The 21,924-nt window shown below is 42.6% G+C and carries 24 protein-coding genes and 1 riboswitch; of the genes, 1 reads left to right on the plus strand and 23 read right to left on the minus strand.

Features of this window, described 5'->3' with window-relative positions:
• Positions 1–10: 10 nt before the first annotated feature.
• The 16 genes from ahrC to ACF3OH_RS07275 form a co-directional block, all read right to left on the minus strand.
• On the minus strand, positions 11–460 hold the full coding sequence (gene ahrC / locus ACF3OH_RS07200; protein ID WP_204589309.1) for a transcriptional regulator AhrC/ArgR: 450 nt from the start codon (positions 458–460) through the stop codon (positions 11–13).
• 111 nt (positions 461–571) lie between these two features.
• Positions 572–1,384 (minus strand): TlyA family RNA methyltransferase, encoded by an 813-nt coding sequence (locus ACF3OH_RS07205; RefSeq protein WP_392453871.1) that lies wholly within the window; start codon positions 1,382–1,384, stop codon positions 572–574.
• A complete protein-coding gene (dxs, locus tag ACF3OH_RS07210) occupies positions 1,384–3,267 on the minus strand; it encodes a 1-deoxy-D-xylulose-5-phosphate synthase (protein WP_392453872.1) in 1,884 nt (627 codons plus the stop codon). The genes ACF3OH_RS07205 and dxs overlap by 1 nt, the downstream gene beginning before the upstream one ends.
• An 87-nt stretch (positions 3,268–3,354) precedes the next feature.
• Positions 3,355–4,236, minus strand: a complete 882-nt coding sequence (locus ACF3OH_RS07215; RefSeq protein ID WP_338032423.1) for a polyprenyl synthetase family protein — start codon at positions 4,234–4,236, stop codon at positions 3,355–3,357.
• A gap of 4 nt (positions 4,237–4,240) precedes the next feature.
• Positions 4,241–4,435: an exodeoxyribonuclease VII small subunit gene (gene xseB, locus ACF3OH_RS07220; RefSeq protein WP_239584761.1), complete on the minus strand. Its 195-nt coding sequence runs from the start codon at positions 4,433–4,435 to the stop codon at positions 4,241–4,243.
• On the minus strand, positions 4,419–5,780 hold the full coding sequence (gene xseA, locus ACF3OH_RS07225; RefSeq protein WP_204589313.1) for an exodeoxyribonuclease VII large subunit: 1,362 nt from the start codon (positions 5,778–5,780) through the stop codon (positions 4,419–4,421). Before xseA ends, xseB begins: the two co-directional genes overlap by 17 nt.
• Positions 5,781–5,839: 59 nt before the next feature.
• Positions 5,840–6,697, minus strand: coding sequence for a bifunctional methylenetetrahydrofolate dehydrogenase/methenyltetrahydrofolate cyclohydrolase FolD (gene folD / locus ACF3OH_RS07230; RefSeq protein ID WP_204589314.1), 858 nt, complete (start codon positions 6,695–6,697; stop codon positions 5,840–5,842).
• Positions 6,698–6,708: 11 nt separating this feature from the next.
• Positions 6,709–7,086, minus strand: coding sequence for a transcription antitermination factor NusB (gene nusB / locus ACF3OH_RS07235; RefSeq protein ID WP_204589315.1), 378 nt, complete (start codon positions 7,084–7,086; stop codon positions 6,709–6,711).
• A 141-nt stretch (positions 7,087–7,227) separates the two neighbouring features.
• Positions 7,228–7,623 carry an Asp23/Gls24 family envelope stress response protein gene (locus ACF3OH_RS07240; protein WP_204589316.1) on the minus strand — a complete coding sequence of 132 codons (396 nt, stop codon included), beginning with the start codon at positions 7,621–7,623 and terminating at the stop codon, positions 7,228–7,230.
• Entirely contained in the window at positions 7,616–8,980 is a 1,365-nt protein-coding gene (gene accC, locus ACF3OH_RS07245; protein ID WP_204589317.1) for an acetyl-CoA carboxylase biotin carboxylase subunit, read from the minus strand. Before accC ends, ACF3OH_RS07240 begins: the two co-directional genes overlap by 8 nt.
• A 21-nt stretch (positions 8,981–9,001) precedes the next feature.
• Complete coding sequence (accB, locus tag ACF3OH_RS07250) at positions 9,002–9,487, minus strand: acetyl-CoA carboxylase biotin carboxyl carrier protein (RefSeq protein WP_392453873.1); 486 nt, start codon at positions 9,485–9,487, stop codon at positions 9,002–9,004.
• Between the two features lie 144 nt (positions 9,488–9,631).
• Positions 9,632–9,772, minus strand: a complete 141-nt coding sequence (locus tag ACF3OH_RS07255; RefSeq protein ID WP_392453874.1) for a hypothetical protein — start codon at positions 9,770–9,772, stop codon at positions 9,632–9,634.
• Between the two features lie 35 nt (positions 9,773–9,807).
• Positions 9,808–10,368 (minus strand): elongation factor P, encoded by a 561-nt coding sequence (gene efp, locus ACF3OH_RS07260; protein ID WP_204589320.1) that lies wholly within the window; start codon positions 10,366–10,368, stop codon positions 9,808–9,810.
• A gap of 11 nt (positions 10,369–10,379) precedes the next feature.
• Positions 10,380–11,438 (minus strand): M24 family metallopeptidase, encoded by a 1,059-nt coding sequence (locus ACF3OH_RS07265; protein WP_392453875.1) that lies wholly within the window; start codon positions 11,436–11,438, stop codon positions 10,380–10,382.
• Positions 11,439–11,573: 135 nt separating this feature from the next.
• Positions 11,574–14,135 (minus strand): vitamin B12-dependent ribonucleotide reductase, encoded by a 2,562-nt coding sequence (locus ACF3OH_RS07270; RefSeq protein WP_392453876.1) that lies wholly within the window; start codon positions 14,133–14,135, stop codon positions 11,574–11,576.
• Between the two features lie 162 nt (positions 14,136–14,297).
• The gene (locus ACF3OH_RS07275) at positions 14,298–15,131 is read right to left on the minus strand and encodes a biotin/lipoate A/B protein ligase family protein (RefSeq protein ID WP_239584762.1); all 834 of its coding nucleotides are present in this window, start codon (positions 15,129–15,131) and stop codon (positions 14,298–14,300) included.
• Positions 15,132–15,200: 69 nt separating this feature from the next.
• Between ACF3OH_RS07275 and ACF3OH_RS07280 the strand changes: the two genes are divergently transcribed.
• Positions 15,201–15,590: a rhodanese-like domain-containing protein gene (locus ACF3OH_RS07280; RefSeq protein ID WP_204589323.1), complete on the plus strand. Its 390-nt coding sequence runs from the start codon at positions 15,201–15,203 to the stop codon at positions 15,588–15,590.
• Between the two features lie 273 nt (positions 15,591–15,863).
• On the opposite strand, the gene gcvPB is transcribed toward ACF3OH_RS07280, so the two are convergent.
• The 7 genes from gcvPB to comGD form a co-directional block, all read right to left on the minus strand.
• Positions 15,864–17,321: an aminomethyl-transferring glycine dehydrogenase subunit GcvPB gene (gene gcvPB, locus ACF3OH_RS07285; protein WP_392453877.1), complete on the minus strand. Its 1,458-nt coding sequence runs from the start codon at positions 17,319–17,321 to the stop codon at positions 15,864–15,866.
• Positions 17,314–18,660 carry an aminomethyl-transferring glycine dehydrogenase subunit GcvPA gene (gene gcvPA, locus ACF3OH_RS07290; protein ID WP_392456728.1) on the minus strand — a complete coding sequence of 449 codons (1,347 nt, stop codon included), beginning with the start codon at positions 18,658–18,660 and terminating at the stop codon, positions 17,314–17,316. Before gcvPA ends, gcvPB begins: the two co-directional genes overlap by 8 nt.
• A gap of 19 nt (positions 18,661–18,679) precedes the next feature.
• Positions 18,680–19,753, minus strand: coding sequence for a glycine cleavage system aminomethyltransferase GcvT (gcvT, locus tag ACF3OH_RS07295; RefSeq protein WP_392456730.1), 1,074 nt, complete (start codon positions 19,751–19,753; stop codon positions 18,680–18,682).
• A 148-nt stretch (positions 19,754–19,901) separates the two neighbouring features.
• Positions 19,902–19,993: riboswitch (glycine riboswitch) on the minus strand.
• A 109-nt stretch (positions 19,994–20,102) separates the two neighbouring features.
• Complete coding sequence (locus ACF3OH_RS07300; RefSeq protein ID WP_392453878.1) at positions 20,103–20,618, minus strand: shikimate kinase; 516 nt, start codon at positions 20,616–20,618, stop codon at positions 20,103–20,105.
• Between the two features lie 188 nt (positions 20,619–20,806).
• On the minus strand, positions 20,807–21,244 hold the full coding sequence (locus tag ACF3OH_RS07305; RefSeq protein WP_392453879.1) for a competence type IV pilus minor pilin ComGF: 438 nt from the start codon (positions 21,242–21,244) through the stop codon (positions 20,807–20,809).
• Positions 21,232–21,501, minus strand: a complete 270-nt coding sequence (locus tag ACF3OH_RS07310; RefSeq protein WP_392453880.1) for a hypothetical protein — start codon at positions 21,499–21,501, stop codon at positions 21,232–21,234. The genes ACF3OH_RS07305 and ACF3OH_RS07310 overlap by 13 nt, the downstream gene beginning before the upstream one ends.
• On the minus strand, positions 21,494–21,919 hold the full coding sequence (gene comGD, locus ACF3OH_RS07315; RefSeq protein ID WP_392453881.1) for a competence type IV pilus minor pilin ComGD: 426 nt from the start codon (positions 21,917–21,919) through the stop codon (positions 21,494–21,496). The genes ACF3OH_RS07310 and comGD overlap by 8 nt, the downstream gene beginning before the upstream one ends.
• Positions 21,920–21,924 lie beyond the last annotated feature (5 nt).

Consider the following 21,924-nt stretch of genomic DNA (forward strand, 5'->3'; position numbering starts at 1 on the left):
TCAACCCTCCTTACAGCATCTCAAGCAATTTCGTTTTGACAAGATCCCGATCCTTTTCTTCTCGACAAAGGATCAGGCATGTATCATCCCCACAAATGGTACCTAGGATTTCCTCCCAGTCCAAATAATCAATCAGAGAGCCGATTGCGTGAGCATTTCCAGGTAAAGTTTTCATAACTAAAAAATGACTGGCCCCATCGATTGAAACAAATGCATCTGTCAACGCGCGTTTTAATTTTTGCATTGGATTAAAGCGCTGATCTGCTGGCAAGCTGTATTTATAACGTCCATCTGGCAACGGGACTTTTACTAAATGCAATTCTTTGATATCGCGGGAGACAGTTGCTTGTGTAATTGCAAACCCTTCTGCTTTTAAGATATCGACTAAATCATCTTGTGTCTCGACTTCATTATTTGAAATGATGTCGCGAATGCGAATATGACGTTGTCCTTTATTCATTGGTATCCACTCCATTGATTGTATATTTATACCTTCGTACTTATACAGTATCATTCAGGGGGTGTCGCGACAAGTGCGACAAAAAAACTATGGACAGATAGCGTCCATAGTTTAGGCATTTAATGTTGTATGTGCATCCGCAACAATTTTTTTGAAATCTAGCACTTGTGCAGGTTCATTTGATTTTTTTAGATAAAATAAAAATTCAATATTGCCCTCTCCACCTGTAATAGGGGAGTACGTGGCATCTATAACCTCAAAACCAGCTGTGTTGGCGAATTTCTCCACTTGATATAGAACATCACTGTGTACTTTGGCATCTCGGACAATCCCTTTTTTCCCAACGCGGTCTTTTCCTGCTTCAAACTGAGGTTTAACAAGGGCTACAACGTCTCCACCGTATACAATTATAGAAGCGAGCGGAGGGAAAATTAAATTCAAAGAGATGAAAGACACATCAATAGTTGCAAGCGTTGGCAGCCCCTTTGTGAAATCTTCTGGCTTGCTGTAACGGAAATTTGTGCGCTCCATTACCGTCACCCGCTCGTCACTACGTATTTTCCAATCGAGTTGGTTATACCCAACGTCCAGTGCATAAGCGTGCGTAGCCCCATTTTGAAGTGCACAATCTGTAAATCCACCAGTAGAAGAGCCAATGTCGAGTAAAATCGCTCCCTCGATGTCTAGATCAAATACTTCAATCGCCTTTTCAAGTTTCAAGCCACCGCGGCTGACATACTTTAGTCGTTGACCTTTTAAGACAAATTCACTTGTAACCTCTATTTTCTCTCCGGGCTTCGTGATTTGCATCTCATTGACATACACTTGACCCGCCATGATTGCTCGTTTTGCTTGTTCACGGGATGTAAACAGTTCTTTTTCAACGAGTAGAATATCCACTCGTTCTTTCGGTACTTGACTCATTACACAGTTGCCTGCTGCAATTGTGACTTGATTTGCTTTTTCAAATCTTCAACAGAGATATGAATATCGTTTAGAAGTTCAGGTACATCACCGTGTTCGATAAACTCATCTGGAATACCGATTCGCGTAACAGGTACATCTAGCTTCTGTTCGTTGTAATGTTCAAGAACACTGCTACCAAAACCACCTTGTAATACGGCTTCCTCAAGTGTAATAAGCGGAATTTGGCGTGCTGCTAAAGAGGCCAGCATATTTGCATCCAGCGGTTTGATGAAGCGTGCATTTACAACTTCTACTGAAATACCTTCTGCTTTTAGTTCTTCAGCTGCTTGCATGGCCATTGGAATCGTCGTACCAAATGTCAATACCGCTACATCCGTACCTTGTTCTAAGACTTCCCAGCTACCGATTGGAATTGTCGTCAACTCCGAATCGAGTGGCACACCAAAGCCGTTCCCTCGAGGATAGCGAAGAGCAATTGGTCCATCATTGTACTCAATGGCCGTCTTCACCATGTGTTGACCTTCATTTTCATCTTTTGGCATCATGATCACCATGTTCGGCATATGACGCAAGAATGCGATATCATAGACACCTTGATGTGTTTCACCATCTGCCCCTACTAATCCAGCACGGTCGATACCTAAAAATACGTTTAAGTTTTGGCGACAGACATCGTGAAGCATTTGATCATATGCGCGTTGTAAGAAAGTTGAGTAAATCGCCACATATGGTTTCATTCCATCCATTGCCATACCTGCTGCCATCGTAATCGCATGTTGTTCCGCTATCCCGACATCAATCATACGGTCCGGGAATTCAGATGCAAAGCCTTCTAATTTGGAACCTACCGGCATTGCAGGTGTAATTGCGACAATGCGCTTGTCCTCTCGCGCGAGCGTTCGAACTGTTTCTGAAATCAAGCCACTCCAAGAAGGGCCTTTTGCAGCAGACTTAACAAAATCCCCTGTTTCCATTTTGTAAGGACCTGTACCGTGCCACGTACCGACTGTGTCGAGTTCAGCTGGTTTAAACCCTTTTCCTTTTTTCGTGAGAACGTGTAAAATGACTGGTCCCTCAGCATTTTTAGCAAACTTGATGTTTTCCTCTAAATCTTCAAAATCATGTCCGTTGATTGGCCCTAGATATGTGAAGCCCATCTCTTCAAAAAATGCACCTGATACCATCAAATATTTTAAGCTGTCTTTGACACGTTCAGCAGTTGAAGCAATTTTCCCACCAACGGCAGGAATCTTCTTCATCAAGTACTCAATATCATCTTTTGCTTTATTGTAAGAACCATGTGTGCGAAGTTTCCCTAAGATGTTATGAAGGGCTCCGACGTTTGGTGCAATTGACATTTCATTGTCGTTTAAGATGACAATCATCTTTGTTTTTTCATGTCCGATATGATTTAGTGCCTCAAGTGCCATACCACCTGTTAATGCACCATCACCGATGATCGGAACGACGTGATTTGATTTTCCTAATACATCACGAGCTTTCGCCATCCCCATTGCTGCAGATAGAGAAGTAGAACTATGTCCAGCTTCCCAAACATCATGTTCACTTTCCACGCGTTTTGGGAATCCACATAATCCTTTAAATTGACGAAGCGTATCAAACTGGTTTGCACGTCCCGTTAAAATCTTGTGTACGTAAGCTTGATGGCCTACATCCCAAATAAATTTGTCTTCCGGCGAATTGAACGCTTTATGAAGAGCGAGTGTCAGTTCTACAACACCTAAATTTGGTCCAATATGACCACCTGTTACAGATAATTTTTCAATAAGAAAATCTCGAACATCTTGACTGAGTGATTCGAGTTCTTCGTTTGACATCGTTTTCAAAAAGGATGGACTTGTTATAGTATTCAGATCCACTTCCATCACACACCTTATCTTGTTATTCCTCTAGTTATAGGTAATTTTAATAATAGCATTAAATGTCTGTTAAAATACAGCGAGAAGTTAGTTCTCACGGTAGCTAATATAGTCTGCAAAACTTTTTAGTAACCCGTCTTGCTTTCCGATTGCTGTGAGAGCACCTGCTGCTTCTTTGTGATAACGATCACGTTCAGCAATCGCACCTTCTAAAGTTAGTAGCGCTGGATAGGTACTTTTGTTTGCAGCTTCGTCTTTACCAGCCGTCTTCCCAAGACTAGCTGAGTCAGAAGTCACATCTAAAATATCGTCCTGGACTTGGAACAAAATACCGAGAGCGTGCGCATATGTCATTAATTCTTTTTTCTCTTCAAGTTGCACATTTGCAAGAAGCGCACCGGCTTCAATACTGAAGCGAAGAAGTGCACCGGTTTTTAGTGCATGGATTTTTTGCAAGTGCTCTAGTTCCACAAGCTTCCCCTCTGCCTCCATATCCATCAATTGCCCACCGACCATTCCGGCAGCTCCTGCTGCTTCTGAAAGAAGCGTGATCAACGCTACTTTTTGACTATCCGTATACTGGTTTGATGAGCTAATAAGACGGAAAGCTTCTGTTAGTAAAGCATCTCCTGCCAAAATCGCTGTTGCCTCACCGTATACGATATGATTGGTTGGCTTCCCTCGACGTAAGTCATCATTGTCCATTGCCGGCAAATCGTCATGAATAAGGGAATACGTATGTATATACTCCAAGGCACATGCTGCATCAAGCCCTTTTTCTAATGGAACACCAAACTCATCCAACACAGCCAAAAGAAGCATAGGGCGCACACGTTTGCCCCCTGCTTCTAAAGAATATAGCATGGACTCTTTTAGAGAGTCGGTTAAAGGTTGTGTACGAATCGCCTCGAGCAAATACTGGTCTACTTGCTCAAGGTGCTGCCCGATAAAGTCTTTCACATTTTTCACGTACTTATACCTCCTCTTCCGCTGAGATAAACTGAACAAGCTGCTTTTCAGCTTCTTGCAGTTTTGTTGAACATTGTGCGGATAGTTCCATCCCCTGTTTATAAAGGTCAATTGACTCCTCGAGTGGCACATCGCCTTGCTCGAGCTTACGTACGATTTCTTCTAATTGTTTCATCGCTTCTTCAAATGTTCGTTCCATTCGTTTCACCCTTTTCTATGGATTCAATACGTGCTATGGCAGTTCCATCCTGAAAATGAATCGTTAGTTCGTCATTTTTTTGAAGTTGATTTACAGAACGAATCACTGTGCCTTCTACTTCCGTATAGACAAACCCTTTTTTCATCGTCTGTAGTGGGCTCAATGCTTCTAATGTGCGCAACGTCTCAACAAACTGACGTTTTTTGGAGGTTGTGTTTTGTTTGACCACATATTGTAGACGATCCGTAAGTGTTTGGAGTGCTTTTTGCTCCATTTGTACACGTTTGTCTGGTGACAAATGGTCCAATCGATTTGTTAACTGCGAATAGTGATTTGAGTAACGATCCGTTGAAATTCGGAGGACCGATTCTAACCGTTCGTGTAGCCGAAGATGTTGCTCTACATACGGACGATATAATCGAGAGGCATCCATATAAACAACGGATTTTTGAACTCGCGTGAGTCGGTCTTTCGCATGAAATAGTTTATTCGAAGTTGCTGTGCGCAGGCGCGTTTGTTGATCAGAGAGTACTCGCACCAATTGCACGCGGTCTGGTACAGCAAGTTCAGCTGCAGCAGTTGGTGTTGGGGCACGTAAATCCGAAACGAAATCTGCAATCGTCGTGTCAGTCTCGTGACCAACAGCGCTAATTATAGGGACTTGACTGTTCGCAATTGCCCGAGCGACAGGTTCTTCATTAAATGCCCATAAGTCTTCAATCGAACCACCCCCGCGTCCGACAATTAAAACGTCTAGATCCTGTACCCGATTTGCTTTTTGGATGGATTCAACGATAGATGCTCCTGCACCTGAGCCTTGAACAAGTGTAGAGAACACGGTGACACGTGCAAGTGGGAAGCGACGTTCGAGCGTCGTTAGAATGTCACGAATCGCTGCGCCTGTTGGGGATGTGATGACTCCGATGTGAAGTGGAATTTTCGGAAGTGGTTTTTTCAATGAGGCTGAAAACAGTCCTTCTTGTTCGAGCTTACGTTTTAATTGCTCAAATGCCACAAACAATGCCCCGATGCCATCCGGCTCCATTGATTTTACATAAAATTGATAATTCCCCGCACTTTCAAACAGACTGATATCCCCTGTGACAAAAACATTCATGCCTTCTTCAGCTCGAAATGAAAGTGTTCTTGCTTGTCCCGCAAACATCGCACAGGAAATACGTGCCCCCGCATCTTTCAATGTAAAGTAGATATGTCCATTTGAATGGTATTTCACATTGGACAATTCACCTTTTACATACACTTTTCTTAGATACGGATCGGCATCGAATTTCTTCTTAATATACCGAGTAAGTGCTGTCACGGTTAAATACGCATGTTCCGTCATACCAACGCCCCTTTAGGTAAAAGAAGCTTGTACAAGACGTACAAGCTCGAGTGGTGTAGTTATTTTTTTTGTGCCATACGTTCAGCGCTTAAACATGTATTTTCCATTAACATTGCAATTGTCATTGGACCAACGCCTCCCGGAACGGGTGTAATCGCACCAGCGACAGACTTCACAGAATGAAAGTCGACGTCACCTGAAAGACGGCCATCGGAGTTGCGGTGAATGCCGACATCGATGACAGCGGCGCCAGGTTTAACATGCTCAGCAGTAATCATCAGCGGTTGTCCTGTTGCTACAATTAGAATATCTGCTTGCTTTGTGTATGAAGCAAGGTCTTCTGTGCGCGAATGCGTGTAGGTTACAGTTGCATGGCGGTTTAATAGAAGTTGGCCCATCGGTTTGCCGACGATATTACTTCGTCCGACAATGACAGCGTGTTTGCCTTCAATTGGAATGGCTGCATAGTCAAGTAATTGAATGACTCCAAATGGTGTACAAGGAATAAACCCGTGTTGATTCAACAATAGCTTGCCAACATTCAATGGATGAAAGCCATCAACATCTTTGTCTGGGTGAATCGCTTGTAACACTTTATTTTCATCAATATGACCTGGAAGTGGCAGTTGGATTAAGATCCCATGAACAGATTCGTCATTGTTCAAGTTCTCAATCAGTTCCAACAACTCTTGCCCAGTTACAGTGGACGGCCGTGTTAGTACAGTTGAATCCATGCCTAAACGTTTGCTTGTTTTTTCTTTACTTCCTACATAGGTCTGTGATGCTGGATCGTCTCCCACTAAAACGACCGTTAGCCCTGGGGTAATGCCAGACTGTTTTAAAGTTTCAACACGGTCTTTCACTTTTAAAATTACTTGTTCTGCAATTGCTTTTCCATCAATGATTATCGCTGTCATGTTGCACACTCCTACTTGTTGATGTATTTCGATAATACGCCATTTACAAATCGGCTAGACTGTTCGTCTCCATATGCTTTTGTTAATTCTATTGCTTCATTCACAATTACAGGTTTCGGTGTATCTTCTGTATGTTCAAGCTCAAAAACCGCCATACGTAAAATCGTCCGCTCGATTTTCGGGAGACGATTCAATGACCAATTTTCAAGTTTTTGTTCTAAGCTCTCATCAATTTCTTCTCGGTGCGCGAGTGTCCCTTTGACAAGCGTGTCATAGAACACGTCCTTTTCTTCGGTCACATGCAACATCGCTTCATTGACGTCCATCTCGGAATGATCGAGTTGGAACAACACACGCAGGGCATGCTCGCGGGCTTCTCTTCTTTTCATAGACTTGACTCCTTTTTCACTTCACTATGCTTTTCATCATAGCATAGAAATGGCGGTTACAAAACTTAATTCCCTATTCAGAAAGTTTTTGAGTAATCAAAAAAAGAAGTGCCTCACAGAGGTTCTGTGAAGCACTCTTACTTAATTGGATTCAGGTGTTTCGAATTGAATTCCTGTCACGTGAACATTGACTTCTTTGACTTCAAGTCCCGTCATATTTAAAATCGCTTGACGGACATTTTGCTGAACTTCTTGAGCAACAGTCGGTACAGCCTTACCGTAGCGAATGGTACAAAACACATCGATGAACAACCCTTTGGCAGAGATGTCTGTTTTGATTCCTTTGCCATGCACTTTTTTGCCTAAGAGTTCAACAACTCCAGCAGCAAAGTTTCCACGAGTTGCAGCCACTCCATCTACTTCATGTGCTGCGATTCCTGCAATAACTGTCAAGACTTCAGGAGCAATCTGAATTGATCCGAGATCACCTTTACCTGTAGACATCTGAAAAAATTCTTGGTCTTTTGTTTCAGCCATTGATTGTCTCCTCCTTCATGATTTCGTATGTTTCTAAAAACTTCGTGTCAAAGTCACCTGAGCGGAAGACTTCGTGATCCATTAAACGCAAGTGGAATGGAATCGTTGTTTCGACACCGTCGACGATGAACTCTTGTAATGCACGCTTCATCTTCAATACAGCTTCTTCACGCGTTGGGGCATGCACAATGAGTTTAGCGACCATTGAGTCGTAGAATGGTGGGATTGCATAACCTGGGTACACTGCGGAATCAACTCGAACACCGTAGCCACCTGGCGGGAGATACATGACGACCTTCCCTGGGGATGGCATAAAGTTTTTCGATGGGTTTTCAGCATTGATCCGGCACTCAATTGACCAGCCATTTAATTGAATGTCTTCCTGCTTGATTGTCAATACTTCTCCAGAGGCAACAAGAAGTTGTTGTTTGATCAAATCGACGCCTGTTACCATTTCGGTTACAGGATGTTCTACTTGGATACGTGTATTCATTTCCATGAAATAGAACGAATCGTTAATGTGGTCGTAAATAAATTCGACTGTACCTGCTGATTCATAATTCACAGCAAGCGCTGCTTTTACAGCTGCGTCTCCCATTTTTTGACGCGTGGCTTCTGAAAGTGCTGGAGACGGTGCTTCTTCCACTAGTTTTTGCATGCGACGTTGAATCGAACAATCACGCTCTCCTAAGTGAATTGCATTTCCGTGTCCATCTGCTAACACTTGAATTTCCACGTGGCGGAACTCTTCGATGAATTTTTCTAAGTATACACCAGGGTTACCGAATGCAGCTTGTGCTTCTTTTTGCGTGATTTTGATTCCTGTCACGAGTTCTTCCTCAGAACGCGCCACACGAATCCCTTTCCCGCCACCACCGGCAGTGGCTTTGATAATCACAGGGTACCCGATGTCTGATGCAATAGATTTCGCATCTTCAATTGTCTCTACAATACCTGTTGAACCAGGGACTACAGGAACGCCAGCTGCACGCATGGTTTCACGAGCAACATCTTTCGTCCCCATTTTTGAAATAGCCGAGCTAGATGGCCCGATGAACTTGATGTTGCAAGTCTCACATAGTTCTGCAAAGTCTGCATTTTCTGCGAGGAACCCATACCCTGGGTGAATCCCGTCGGCTCCAGTTAGTTTTGCAACGCTCATAATGTTTGAGAAATGTAAGTATGAATCTTTTGATGTGCGGGGTCCAATGCAATAGGCCTCGTCAGCTAGTTGCACATGCAGTGCTTCTTTATCAGCTTCAGAATAGACGGCGACTGTTTGGATATCCATCTCTTTACAAGCACGGATTATACGCACTGCGATTTCGCCACGATTGGCAATCAATACTTTTTTCATAGTCGTCACCTCTTCGATGAATTATTTAATAGAGAACAATGGCTGACCGTATTCTACTAATTGGCCGTCTTTTACGAGAATCTCGACGATCTCTCCTTCGATTTCAGCCTCTATCTCATTAAATAGTTTCATCGCCTCAACGATACACACGACTGAAGTTGCAGTAACTTTGTCCCCTACTTTTACGTATGCATCTGCGTCTGGAGAAGAAGCTTCATAGAACGTTCCAACCATTGGAGAAGTAATTGTTTTATAGGCAGATGTATCAGCAGCTGGAGCTGATTGTTCAGAGGCTGCTTTTGATTCCTCTTGAGCCGGAGCTGCTTGTTCAGCGACTGGAGCAGCAACTTGTGGTGCAGATGGTTTAGCAACAGGTGCTTCTACTACCGTCGTCGTGATGCCATGTTTTTTTAGTTTTAGTTTTGTGCCTTCTGATTCAAATACAAATTCATCTAATGATGATTGATCCATTAATTTGATAATTTCTCGGATTTCTTGAATTTTCATTGCTATCAAACTCCCCTATTTTAGTAATGACATTCTTCCACAGTCTATTCTACCGTTTTTCAACAAAACGCGCACTCTTTTTTAGTACCTGCTCTTATATTTCCCACTTTTCAAACAATAAAAAGACTCGCACAAGGCGAGTCTTTAATACGCTGAATAGTCGACTTGGACTTTAGCAGCTTCGGGATATTCTTTTTTCACTGCGTAGATAATGTCATTCGCTCTTTCTGGACTGACCACCTCTGCCGATACATTCACTAACACGTGATCTTCTTGAATTCTCACCAAAACTTCCGGATAGCCGAGTGATGAATGAGAAATTATTGAGCGCGAGATACGTATGCGCCTTCTGAAGTATTGATAATCAAACGATCTCCAACATTGATGAATAAAGGAACAGTAACCATTACACCGGTTTCAAGTTTCGCAGTTTTTGAACCGCCACCAGACGTATCTCCTTTGATTCCTGGCTCTGTCTCGATTACTTCAAGCTCGACAGTGTTTGGTAGCTCGACGCCAAGCGTTTCGCCTTTATATTGGATAATGCTTAGTTCCATGTTTTCTTTCAAGAACTTCAACTCATATTCGATAGACGTTTCAGGAAGCTCGACTTGATCGTAACTTTCTGTATCCATGAATACGTGCATGTCACCATTTGCATAAAGATACTGCATTTTGCGCGTATCGATCTGTGCTTTCTCTACTTTTTCACCTGCACGGAATGTACGCTCATTCACTGAACCACTGCGAAGGTTGCGAAGTTTCGAGCGAACGAATGCAGCGCCTTTACCTGGTTTTACGTGTTGGAACTCGATAACGCGGTATAAGTTGCCATCAAACTCGATTGTCAGGCCTGTTTTAAAATCGTTTACTGAAATCATGTGATTTCCCCCTATAAAATAACTAATTCTTTTGATGTATGCGTCAGTTTTTCAACGCCTGTTTCTGTGACTAAGGCGTCATCTTCAATGCGCACACCACCGATTCCCGGAAGATAAATTCCTGGTTCAATTGTGATAACCATTCCTGGCTCTAATACAACATCTGAACGAGATGACAATCCAGGTCCTTCATGTACTTCTAAACCAATTCCGTGACCAAGTGAATGACCAAATGCCTGGCCATATCCTTTTGATGCGATGTAGTCGCGAGAAATAGCATCTGCCTCTTTCCCTGTCATACCCGGTTTGATTTTTTCAAGTGCAAGCAATTGAGACTTCAGTACGACTTGATGAATTTCTTTCAGCTGATCAGTGGGTTCACCTACTGCAAGAGTACGTGTTACATCCGAGACATACCCATTGTAATAAGCACCGAAATCCAGTGTAACAAAATCGCCTGACTCAATCACTTTATGTGTTGCGACACCGTGAGGAAGTGCTGAACGGACACCGGAGGCTACAATGATATCGAATGAAGAAGAAGTTGCACCTTGCTTTCGCATGAAGAACTCTAATTCGTTTGAGACATCAAGTTCTGTCATCCCTGGTTTGATGAACGTCAAGATATGTTCATATGCATCATCTGCAATTTTACATGCGTGCTTAATAATAGTAAGCTCGTCTTCGCTCTTAATCAAGCGGATTTTTTCAACAATTCCAGAAGTCGGAACAAGTTCTGTTTCGAGTGCTTTTTGGTAACGATCATACTCGGCATAAGACATCGCTTCTTGCTCGAAACCGACTTTCGTTAGCTGATGTTCTTTCACAACTTCAGCAACTGCTTCGATTAACGTGGTTTTTTGCTCAATGATTGTATAGCCTTCGATTTGTGCATTTGCTTGCTCTGTGTAACGAAAATCTGTAATGAAGAAAGCATCTGACTCCGTAATCAGTGCAACTCCTGCAGTCCCTGTGAAACCTGTTAAGTAACGACGGCTGTATGGGTTCGTGACGAGTAGTGCGGATAGTGAAGAATCGGTTAATGACTTGCGTACTTTTTGCAATTTCATGTAGTTGGCCTCCTATTTAAACACTAGTCTTAGTGTAGCATAGCCGAAAACGATTCCGCTATCCTTCAATGACACATAAAAAGCATTTTCCCTTAGAGTACCAGAGAAAATGCTTTTTAACGTATTAGTTATGAATTAAAGTCCACACTTCAACTGCGCTCCACAGTTTGTACAAGTGTTACAGCCACCAAGTTCCTCAACCGTCCCTTTACGACACACTGGACACGTGTTGCCAACTTCTGAACCGATTGTCACATTTGTGCTGCGAAGATCTTGAATTGTATCGATTAAAACGATTGGTCGTTTTTGTTCTACTACTTCATCTTGCACTTCTGTCATATCATTTTCTTCTGCTTTTAGTGTCAATACTTGCGAGTCACGGCTACCGTCGACATAAACTGTTCCACCTTTTGCACCGCCATGGTAAAGACGCTCGTATACGCCTTCTACTTGTTCAACCGTATACCCTTTTGGCGCGTTTACAGTTTTCGAGATAGATGAATCAATCCAGCGCTGAATGATACACTGCACATCTGCATGTGCTTCTGGTTTTAATTCCATTGCCGTCACAAACCACTCTGGAAGTGTTTCAGAAGATGCATCCTGATTGCGCTCTAAGTACTCACTAACAATATCCGCTTTTACTTCAATGAATTTACCAAGTCGGCCGCTACGATAGTAAGTGAACGAGAAGTATGGCTCAAGTCCAGTCGATACTCCAACCATCGTTCCAGTAGAACCTGTTGGTGCCACTGTCAATAGATGCGAGTTACGAATTCCTGATTCCAGAATAGACGCGCGAATCGCCTCAGGCATTCCTTGCATGAACCCTGTCTCTGTGAATGCTTTGCGAAGGCGCTCTGTCTCTTGTTCTGTATCACCGACTAAAAACGGGAAGCTTCCGCGTTCTTTCGCAAGTTCAACAGATGTCTCATAAGCTGTTTCAGCAATTGTTTTGAAGATTTCATCAACGAGTATATTTCCTTCATCTGAGCCATATGGTTTCTCACAGTAAATCAGTAGATCCGCAAGTCCCATTACGCCAAGCCCTACACGACGCTCTCCAAGAGCTTGTACTTTATTCTCTTCTAAGAAGTATGGTGTCGCATCAATTACATTATCTTGCATGCGAACACCGACACGTACTGTTTCTTTCAGCCCTTCAAAATCTACTGTTTTCGTATCTTTTTGTGCGAATTGAGCGAGGTTGACCGCTGCAAGATTACACACACTGTATGGTGCAAGTGGTTGTTCTCCACATGGGTTTGTAGCTACTACTTTTTGACCGTATGCTTTTGCATTCGTCTTGTCATTGGCATTGTCGATAAAGAAAATACCAGGCTCTGCAGAGTACGTAGCACAAATATTGATGAGGTTCCAAAGCTCGCGTGCTTTGATCGTGCGGTATGTGCGCACTTCATAGCCCATTTGCTCCCATTCGCGAACATCTCCAACTTTATGCCATTCTCTGTTGTATACTTCCATATCTTCTTTCGAGTAGTTCTCAACAGCTGGGAAGCGAAGATCAAACTCTGCATCGTCTTCAACAGCTTGCATGAACTCTTTCGTCAGTGTGACAGAAATATTCGCACCCGTTAAGAACTCTGAATTATGAACACTGTAGTGTCCACCATCACGTAGTTTAGATTCCGCATCACGAATGATTGCTTCACTAAAGCCGCCCAACCCTGGAATTGCTTTGTAATTGACAATCCCTTGGTACATCTGTTCTTCCTGCATGGAAAGTGGCTTAAATTTTAATTTATCTTTTGCGAGTTGTGTAATCCATTCATCATGCGTATTCTCGATCAAATACCGCAAAATTCGCGGATTTTGCATCTTAGAGATGATGAACTCCGCAATATCTGGATGCCAGTCTGCAAGCATAATCATTTGCGCTCCACGACGAGATCCGCCTTGTTCAACAAGATGTGTTAATTTCGCAATGTCATCTAGCCACGAAACAGATCCTGAAGACTTCCCGTTCACTCCACGTGCAAGTGTGTTCCGAGGACGAAGTGTAGAACCATTTGTTCCAACTCCCCCTCCACGACTCATGATTTCCATAACTTGTTTGCGGTGATCACTAATTCCTTCGCGTGAATCTGGAACAAATGGCATCACGTAACAGTTAAAGTACGTTACGTCTGTTTCAGCGCCTGCTCCGTAAATGACGCGTCCAGCTGGGATGAAATTGAGTGAAACAAGTTGTTGGTAAAATTTATCGAACCATTCTTTGCGTTTTTCTTCTGTCGTTTCAACACTTGCAAGTCCTGTTGCATTGCGAAGAGCGATTTGCTCATAAAAAAGCTCAAGTGGTTTTTCAATCACAGATAGCGGTCGTGTGATTTCACCTGTCTTTGCTTTTTCAGGGTCGTCGATTGCACTGCGATATTCTTCATCAATGCGAACGACAGCTGTTTTCTTGTCCCAATCTATCGAGACGATTTGTCCAAGTCCACGCGCAGGGAATTTTGGGTCTTCTTTTACTGTTAGTACAACAAAATCATCTGCTTGGAGTGTTTTTTTCTCCGTATCTTTGAAGGAATAACGGTCGATCATCACCAGTCGTGAGACGCCCTTGTGTGTTAACTTCATATCTGGTGTGATGGGGTGAACTTGAGGAAATTTCTTGATTGCTTCGTTCAATTGTTGGATAGCTTGTTGATGTGTTTGTAGAGTAGATGGTGAGACCATGTAAATTCCTCCCGAAATAGATTATTCACTTCTTGACACAATATATAGTGTATATAGAAATCATAAAGCACAATATATTGAATGTCTAGTTTGAACTTACCTCTTTCGAAATATGAAACTTTGAACCTATTTCGGTGGAATTCCATAGCCCAGAAGTGGCGATTATTTTCTAAAATTCCATTCTGGTGAGCGATACCTTGATGCAGCTAGATTCTTCACATATGCTTGCTGTTGTTCATCAAGAGAAAAAGAAGTGAGGTGAATATTTAGAGCCGATTCAAAGCCATCACGGAAAGCGGGAATGCAGTGATCAACCGTTACCGGATTTGATACTATTTTGTTGATTGAGATAGCTTTTTGCCCTAAGCTCTTTTTCACTTTTTCTTTGTGGTCTTCAGAACTATAAGAAAAACAGTTAATATATTTTTCTTCGTCTAAATCTACAAGAATTGCTCCATGCTGTAAAATCACGCCACGTTGACGTGTTTGTGCAGATCCCGCAACTTTCTTGCCCTCCACAACCAATTCATAATAAGACGGCGCATCGAAACAGACAGCTGATTTTGGCTGGTTTAAGGACTCACGATCGCTTTCCGTTTTAGGAATAGAAAATTGTGCCCGCATTCCGAGATTGCGAAACCCCTGTAAAATACCTTCACTAATCACGCGGTACGCTTCTGTTACCGTCTTAGGCATGTCCGGGTAGTCTTCTGAGACGATGACGCTGTACGTCAGTTCATCTTCATGTAATACTGCGCGTCCTCCTGTGGGTCTTCTTACAAAATCAAGTCCCATGTCTTTTACAGCCTGCAAATTGATGTCGCGTTCCACCCGTTGGAAATAGCCAATTGATAATGCAGCAGGTTGCCATTGATAAAAGCGAATGATAGGTGGGATGAGTCCTTCCGAATGCCATTCAAGCAGCGCTTCGTCTAAAGCCATGTTGTATGCGGCGTCTTGTTTACCGGAATCAAGGAAATACCAAGTGTTTGTCATTGAATTGCCTCCGTTTATCATTGAATCTCTCTACACTACTACATTATAATAGAAATAGAGAAGGGAGTAATGAAGTTGTTAGAAATCGTCTTAGGTATTTTAGGTGCCATCATTGTGTTTGGGATTTACACATTCTTTACTGGAATGAAAATGAAGAAATCTGTGACGACGCTCTCTCAGGATGAATTTATCCAGGGATATCGCAAAGCGCAGTTAATCGATGTACGTGAACCAAAGGAATTTGACGGTGGTCATATTCTAGGTGCCCGTAATATTCCTGCAAGTCAAATGCGTACGCGTATGAAAGAAATTCGCAAAGACAAGCCCGTTTACTTGTACTGTCAAAGCGGTGCTCGCAGCGCCCGTACAGCACTGACACTTAAAAAGAACGGATATGACCAGCTCTATCAGTTAGAGGGCGGCTTCCGTAAGTGGACAGGTAAGATCAAATCCAAATAAATCGTTAATGAAATCAGTATCTACTCTTCCTTTTAGAGTGGATTCTGTTTTTTATTGATTAATGATTTAAATGGTAAGGTCTTGGGTGATTTTAGAAAGATGCGCGAAATAGTTTCCATAATACCAGGAAGTGGTGAACGTCAGGAAATAACCGTCGAATCTTTCGACTTAGCCACTGAATCTTTCCATTTATCCATCGAATCTTAAGACACAATTGCCAAACGCACAAAATAAAACGCCACTCGCAAAATCACGAGTGGCGTTCTCCACATCTTACTTTGAATATCGCAACACAGGCTTACGCGCTGCTTTCGTTTCATCTAGACGACCGATCACCGTCGTATGTGGCGCATTTTGCACCATTTCTGGATTCTCTTCTGTCTCTTTTGCGATTTGAATCAATGCATCACAGAATGCATCTAACGTTTCTTTCGACTCTGTTTCCGTCGGCTCAATCATCATTCCCTCTTCTACATTTAACGGGAAGTAGATTGTTGGCGGATGATAGCCAAAGTCAAGCAAGCGTTTTGCCATATCCAGTGTACGTACACCCAGTTTCTTCTGACGACGACCACTTAGTACAAACTCATGCTTACAGTGGCGGTTGTATGGAAGGTCGAAGAACGGCTCTAAACGACGCATCATATAGTTTGCGTTTAATACGGCATATTCTGTTACCGCTTTTAGCCCGTCTGGCCCCATTGAACGAATGTACGTGTATGCACGTACGTTGATTCCAAAGTTTCCGTAGAACGGTTTTACGCGTCCGATTGCTTGTGGACGGTCGTAATCAAATGTGTAACGGTCATCTTTTTTCACAAGGACTGGTGCTGGCAAGAACGGAATCAAATCTTTCTTCACGCCAACTGGACCAGAACCTGGACCACCACCACCGTGAGGACCTGTGAATGTTTTATGCAAGTTCAAGTGAACACAATCGAAGCCCATGTCGCCAGGGCGTGCTTTTGACATAACCGCATTTAAGTTTGCTCCGTCATAGTAAAGCTTTCCGCCGACACCGTGAATGATGCTCGCCATTTCTAAAATATGCTCTTCAAATAATCCGAGTGTGTTCGGGTTTGTCAGCATAAGCGCAGCTGTGTCATCACCCGCCACGCGGCGTAGATCTTCTAAATCCACTAGACCGAACTCATCTGATTTAACAGTTACTGTTTCAAAGCCCGCAACTGTTGCTGATGCTGGGTTTGTTCCGTGCGCTGAATCTGGAACAATTACTTTTGTACGATGGTGATCACCGTTTGACTCGTGGAACGCACGAATCATCATAAGAGCAGTCCACTCTCCGTGAGCTCCAGCTGCTGGTTGAAGTGTTACATCATCCATACCCGTAATTTCAATCAAATGCTCTTGAAGGTCGTACATCAATTCCATTGCACCTTGAACAGATGATTCATCTTGCAATGGGTGAACGTTTGCAAATCCAGGGAAACGCGCAACGCTCTCATTGATTTTCGGGTTGTATTTCATCGTACATGAACCAAGTGGGTAGAAACCTGAGTCTACACCGTGGTTTCGATTTGAAAGTGCCGTGTAATGACGCATAATATCTAACTCTGATACTTCTGGAAGCTCTGCTTCTTCCGCGCGCAACATACCTTCAGGCAGAAGAGAAGAAAGATCAACTTCTGGTACATCTAAATCTGGCAAGCTATAGCCGATTCGGCCTTCAGTGGATAGTTCAAAAATCAAGGGTTGGTTATCTTTATGCATAATAAGCCCCCATTTCCTGCACAAGTGCATCGATTTCTTCTTTCGTGCGTTGCTCAGTTACCGCAACTAGTACGTGATCTTGAAGATCTTTATAATATGTGCCTAGGTGTAGTCCACCAATAATTTCTTTTTCTAGTAGATGAACATTCAAACCTTCTACACTGCCTGGTAGTTTCACAACGATTTCGTTGAAGTGTGCCCCATCAAATACTACTTTGAATCCAGCTGCTTCAAAAGCTTGTTTCGCGTATGCTGTCTTCGCGATGTTTTGAATCGCCATATGTTTTGTGCCTTGCTTTCCAAGAGCGGTCATTGCAACACTTGCAGCTAATGCATTCAATGCTTGGTTTGAACAGATGTTTGATGTCGCTTTATCCCGACGGATATGCTGTTCGCGCGCTTGAAGTGTCAATACATAGCCACGTTGTCCTTGATCGTCAGTCGTTTCACCAACTAAGCGACCTGGCACTTTACGCATCAATTTCCCCGAAACCGCAAAGTATCCACAGTGTGGTCCTCCGAATGCTTCAGAAATCCCAAACACTTGCGCATCTCCAACTGTAATGTCCGCACCGAATTTACCTGGTGGTGTTAACACGCCTAATGCGAGTGGGTTGGAAGAGCTCACGAATAGTGCACCGTGTTCGTGCGTCATGTCTGAAATAGCTTGCATGTCTTCAAGTTGGCCAAAGAAGTTTGGATATTGAACCATTACGGCTGCAATCTCATCTGATAATTGCTCTTTTAATGCTGCAAGGTCTGTCTTCCCGTCTTTCTGTGCAACAACTTCAACAGCAATATTTTGACCGTGCGCATACATCTTTACAACATCACGGTACTCCGGATGTACAGCTTCAGAAATCAAAATCTTTTTGCGACGTGTGTGGCCTGCCGCTAAATTTCCAGCCTCTGCAAGTGCAGTTCCGCCGTCATACATAGAAGAGTTCGCAAGTTCCATCCCTGTCAATTCACAAATCATCGTTTGGAATTCAAAGATTGCTTGCAATTCACCTTGTGAAATTTCTGGCTGATACGGTGTGTACGCCGTATAGAACTCAGAGCGAGAAATCACATGGTCGACAATCGTTGGTTTGAAGTGATCGTAGACGCCTGCTCCGATAAACGATGCGTAACGTCGGCTGTCTGCATTTTTTGCAGCCATTTTTGTTAACTCTTTTAGTAACGCTGTTTCCGATTTTGCAGGTTTGATGTTGTACTCCCCTTTGAATCGAACTTTTTCAGGGATATCAGAAAATAACTCATCAATAGAAGATACTCCAATTGTTTCGAGCATTTCTTTTTGATCCTGCTCAGTCATTGGTAAGTAACGGTGTTTGATCATAACTGGATCGCTCCTTTTATTTTTGTCGCTTGTAAAATGGCGTTGCTACAGTCACTGCTTTTAGACGCTTATTACGAATTTCAACTTCAACCTCTTGACCGAGTTCCGTATAGTCAGCCTTTAGGAGGGCAAGACCGATGTTTTTCTTTAAAGTTGGCGATTGTGTACCTGTTGTCACTTCGCCTACCTCTACGTCTCCAACGAATACTTTGTATCCGTGACGAGGAATTCCTTTATCGATCATTTCGATACCGACAAGTTTACGTGGTTTGCCTTTTGCGACAATTGCATCTTTTCCAATGAAATCTTCTTTCGCTGTTTTAACCGCAAAGCCAATTCCAGCTTCAAGTGGTGAGATATCTTTTGATAATTCTTGACCATAAAGAGGTAAACATGCTTCAAAACGCAGCGTATCACGTGCTCCCAAACCTGCTGGTACGACTTCACCTGAAGATAAAAGAGTTGTAAATAAATCAGGAAGTACTTCGTTTTTTGCATATAGCTCGAAACCGTCTTCTCCCGTATACCCTGTGCGAGAAATGATAACGTCTTTACCATCGACTTGTCCCTCAACAAACGTAAAGAATTTTAAGTCTGCTAGAGGTGTTTCTGTATAATTTTGAAGGAATTCTTGAGCTGCTGGACCTTGGAGTGCAAGTAACCCCCAGTCATCCGATTGATTGTCAATATGAACGTCGCCTGAGACATGCTCGTTCATCCAAGTTACGTCTTTGTCGATATTGGATGCATTGACGACTAACAAATACTTTTCATCATCAAATTTATACACTAACAAGTCATCGACTGTTCCGCCGTCTTCGTAACACATCGCCGCATACATCGCTTTACCAGGTACGAGCTTCGAGATATCGTTCGTGACAAGCTTTTGAATGAATGCTTCACTATCTGCCCCAGTGATCCAGACTTCTCCCATATGGGAAACATCGAATAAGCCTGCTTTTGTACGGACAGCTTCATGCTCCTCTTTAATGCTAGAAAACTGCACAGGAAGGTCCCATCCACCAAAATCAATCGTTTTTGCTCCGTAATCAGCATACAAATCATACAAAGGTGTACGTTTCAAATCTATTCCTCCTCAGTTGAATTCATAGTATTGTGAATTTTTCGCATAAAAAAAAGACAGAAACCCAATTTCGTGGGTCTCTGTCCTGTTACCTGAAAGTTTTGCCATAGGCTTATCTTCTTTGGTGGCTAGTGTTTAGCTCTCTCCAGAGGTGCGTCCAGTCCGAGTCTTTTTGCCTGAGAGATTCATGTACTAGACATTTGCTCCTTCGGCGACGCAAAATGCGTTCTCTCCCCGTACCTTCATCCGCAATTTATGCTGTTTTCAATACCTACATCCTAACATTCACGTATTGAAAACGCAATCTTTTTCTATTTTTGAGTTTATACACGAACTACATACCGAAAACAAGTAATTAATGTTCGCCTTTTAGACGATTTACTTGAAATGCACAGTATTCTGTTATTTGTCGCAACGTTTTTCCTTCGGTTCGAATGACAATATGGGCTGCTTTTTTGTAAAAAGGAAGCCTTTCGTTGTACAATTTTTCAATTTGTTCACGAGTACTGCGCTGGACAATCGGACGATTTTTGTCGCGGTGAATTCGCATCCAAATATCTGGAAACACTGCATTTAAAAACAATACAAGTCCTGTCTCTCGCATAAGCTTCCTGTTCTCTTCTGCTATAGCCGCACCTCCACCGGTAGAGATTATACAATACTCATCTCTAAATCCTGCCAAAAATTCGGTCTCGAGCTTTCGAAAATGGGCTTCTCCATATCGTTCAAAAATTTCTGGAATGGACATGCCTTGTTGTTTGACGATTTCTTTGTCCATGTCATAAAAGGGTATTCGAAGTGCGAAGCTCAGTCGCTTTCCGATTGCCGTTTTTCCACAGCCCATAAAGCCGATCAAGTAGACTTTTTTCACTACACTCACTCATTTACTTCGATTTGTTTTTTTCAGTATACACTATCCACCGCTGCTCTGCCTTCTCCCTATAGATTTTTTCCAGAGAATCATAAAAGTTGAGTTGAGCGAGGTAATGCGCCGATCCAAACAACATGGCTACGAGAAGTAGTTGAACAATTAATAAGGTGAGTGGCAAGATATACCCTCTAGAATGCAACATCTCGATAAGTCTCCCTTTTAAACGTTTCACCAGACAGCAACTCCACAGAGAGTACAACTTTATTTTCATCTACTTTTATTGTGCAGGACGAGACATTCAACAGCATCGGTTCATTTCCTGCCCCGTTCTTAGATTTACGAATCCGTGTACCTACTTTTTCATAGCGATGCACTGTTGTTTGTTGCACGATGTTTAAGGAACACGAAGAAAAGTGCGGACTAACGTGGCTGCTGGAATGAATCAATTGCGTAAATTCCAACCAGAATTGATCAAATTCCTGATGCTCCGCACTCTCCGTATTTTTTACATAGTCTGCTAGTACCGCAGAAAAAACTAACAAAAGTGTAGTGGTGAGACCTAGCACCAAAATTTGCAAGAGCTGATCTGCTAGTGTAAATCCCTTCTCACTTTTTATTCTCGGCAAGAGAGTTCCTCTCCATTTTTGGCAATGCACCACGTCTCTCCCTTCCAATAACTTGTATAGATTTCATCATCTAAAACAAGTCTCCCTTCTGATTTACCAACCAATTCATATTCCGCTAAAGTAGTGAAATAATCGAATTTTGAGGCAGCAAGATTTTCAGTCATCGCAGTCACTAATGGAACGGTCGTGAAAATCAACACTAACAAACAGCTAAATGCAGCAAGCGCCTCTACTGTACTCCATCCGCGTTCATTCAAGCTGCACCCTCCCTTTCCCAATATGAACCGTAATGGTCTTATCTCCTTTTGAAGTTACAAAGATTGCGGTCCCAAAGGAAGTAATTGATCCATCCGCAGTAAATTGGATGATTGATAAATAAGAGGTATCTTTAAACCTAACACTGTCAGGAAACTTGACTCGTTTAAGCTCATTCATTCCCGAATGTATTGTATAAACGTTTTGTGCGGAAGAAAAATTTACGGCATAAGGACGTTTTTGCTCGATGGAGGAGACTTGCGCAGACAAAATATCCTGTTTCAGGAGTAAGAAGAATTGCGTTTCCTCTAGTTTTATAGAAGTTCGATAGCTGTATAGAATTGAAAAACTAAGTACTAGTGTAGCAATGAGTAATACAACGAGTGCTTCCGGAAATGTAAAACCTGACTCATTCTTCATACGCT

The organism is Chryseomicrobium aureum, from assembly GCF_043182735.1.
In the GTDB taxonomy this organism is placed as follows: domain Bacteria; phylum Bacillota; class Bacilli; order Bacillales_A; family Planococcaceae; genus Chryseomicrobium; species Chryseomicrobium aureum.

Bases quoted from the DNA above. Each gene is read 5' to 3' on its own strand.
- accC (WP_204589317.1), bottom strand. From the start codon at position 8,980: ATGAAAAAAGTATTGATTGCCAATCGTGGCGAAATCGCAGTGCGTATA.
- gcvPB (WP_392453877.1), bottom strand. From the start codon at position 17,321: ATGCATAAAGATAACCAACCCTTGATTTTTGAACTATCCACTGAAGGC.
- ACF3OH_RS07240 (WP_204589316.1), bottom strand. From the start codon at position 7,623: ATGGCTGAAACAAAAGACCAAGAATTTTTTCAGATGTCTACAGGTAAA.
- xseA (WP_204589313.1), bottom strand. From the start codon at position 5,780: ATGACGGAACATGCGTATTTAACCGTGACAGCACTTACTCGGTATATT.
- ACF3OH_RS07270 (WP_392453876.1), bottom strand. From the start codon at position 14,135: ATGGTCTCACCATCTACTCTACAAACACATCAACAAGCTATCCAACAA.
- ACF3OH_RS07205 (WP_392453871.1), bottom strand. From the start codon at position 1,384: ATGAGTCAAGTACCGAAAGAACGAGTGGATATTCTACTCGTTGAAAAA.
- nusB (WP_204589315.1), bottom strand. From the start codon at position 7,086: ATGAAAAGAAGAGAAGCCCGCGAGCATGCCCTGCGTGTGTTGTTCCAA.
- xseB (WP_239584761.1), bottom strand. From the start codon at position 4,435: ATGGAACGAACATTTGAAGAAGCGATGAAACAATTAGAAGAAATCGTA.
- comGD (WP_392453881.1), bottom strand. From the start codon at position 21,919: ATGAAGAATGAGTCAGGTTTTACATTTCCGGAAGCACTCGTTGTATTA.
- efp (WP_204589320.1), bottom strand. From the start codon at position 10,368: ATGATTTCAGTAAACGATTTTAAAACAGGCCTGACAATCGAGTTTGAT.
- accB (WP_392453873.1), bottom strand. From the start codon at position 9,487: ATGAAAATTCAAGAAATCCGAGAAATTATCAAATTAATGGATCAATCA.
- folD (WP_204589314.1), bottom strand. From the start codon at position 6,697: ATGACAGCGATAATCATTGATGGAAAAGCAATTGCAGAACAAGTAATT.
- ACF3OH_RS07275 (WP_239584762.1), bottom strand. From the start codon at position 15,131: ATGACAAACACTTGGTATTTCCTTGATTCCGGTAAACAAGACGCCGCA.
- ACF3OH_RS07280 (WP_204589323.1), top strand. From the start codon at position 15,201: ATGAAGTTGTTAGAAATCGTCTTAGGTATTTTAGGTGCCATCATTGTG.
- ACF3OH_RS07265 (WP_392453875.1), bottom strand. From the start codon at position 11,438: ATGAAATTGCAAAAAGTACGCAAGTCATTAACCGATTCTTCACTATCC.
- ahrC (WP_204589309.1), bottom strand. From the start codon at position 460: ATGAATAAAGGACAACGTCATATTCGCATTCGCGACATCATTTCAAAT.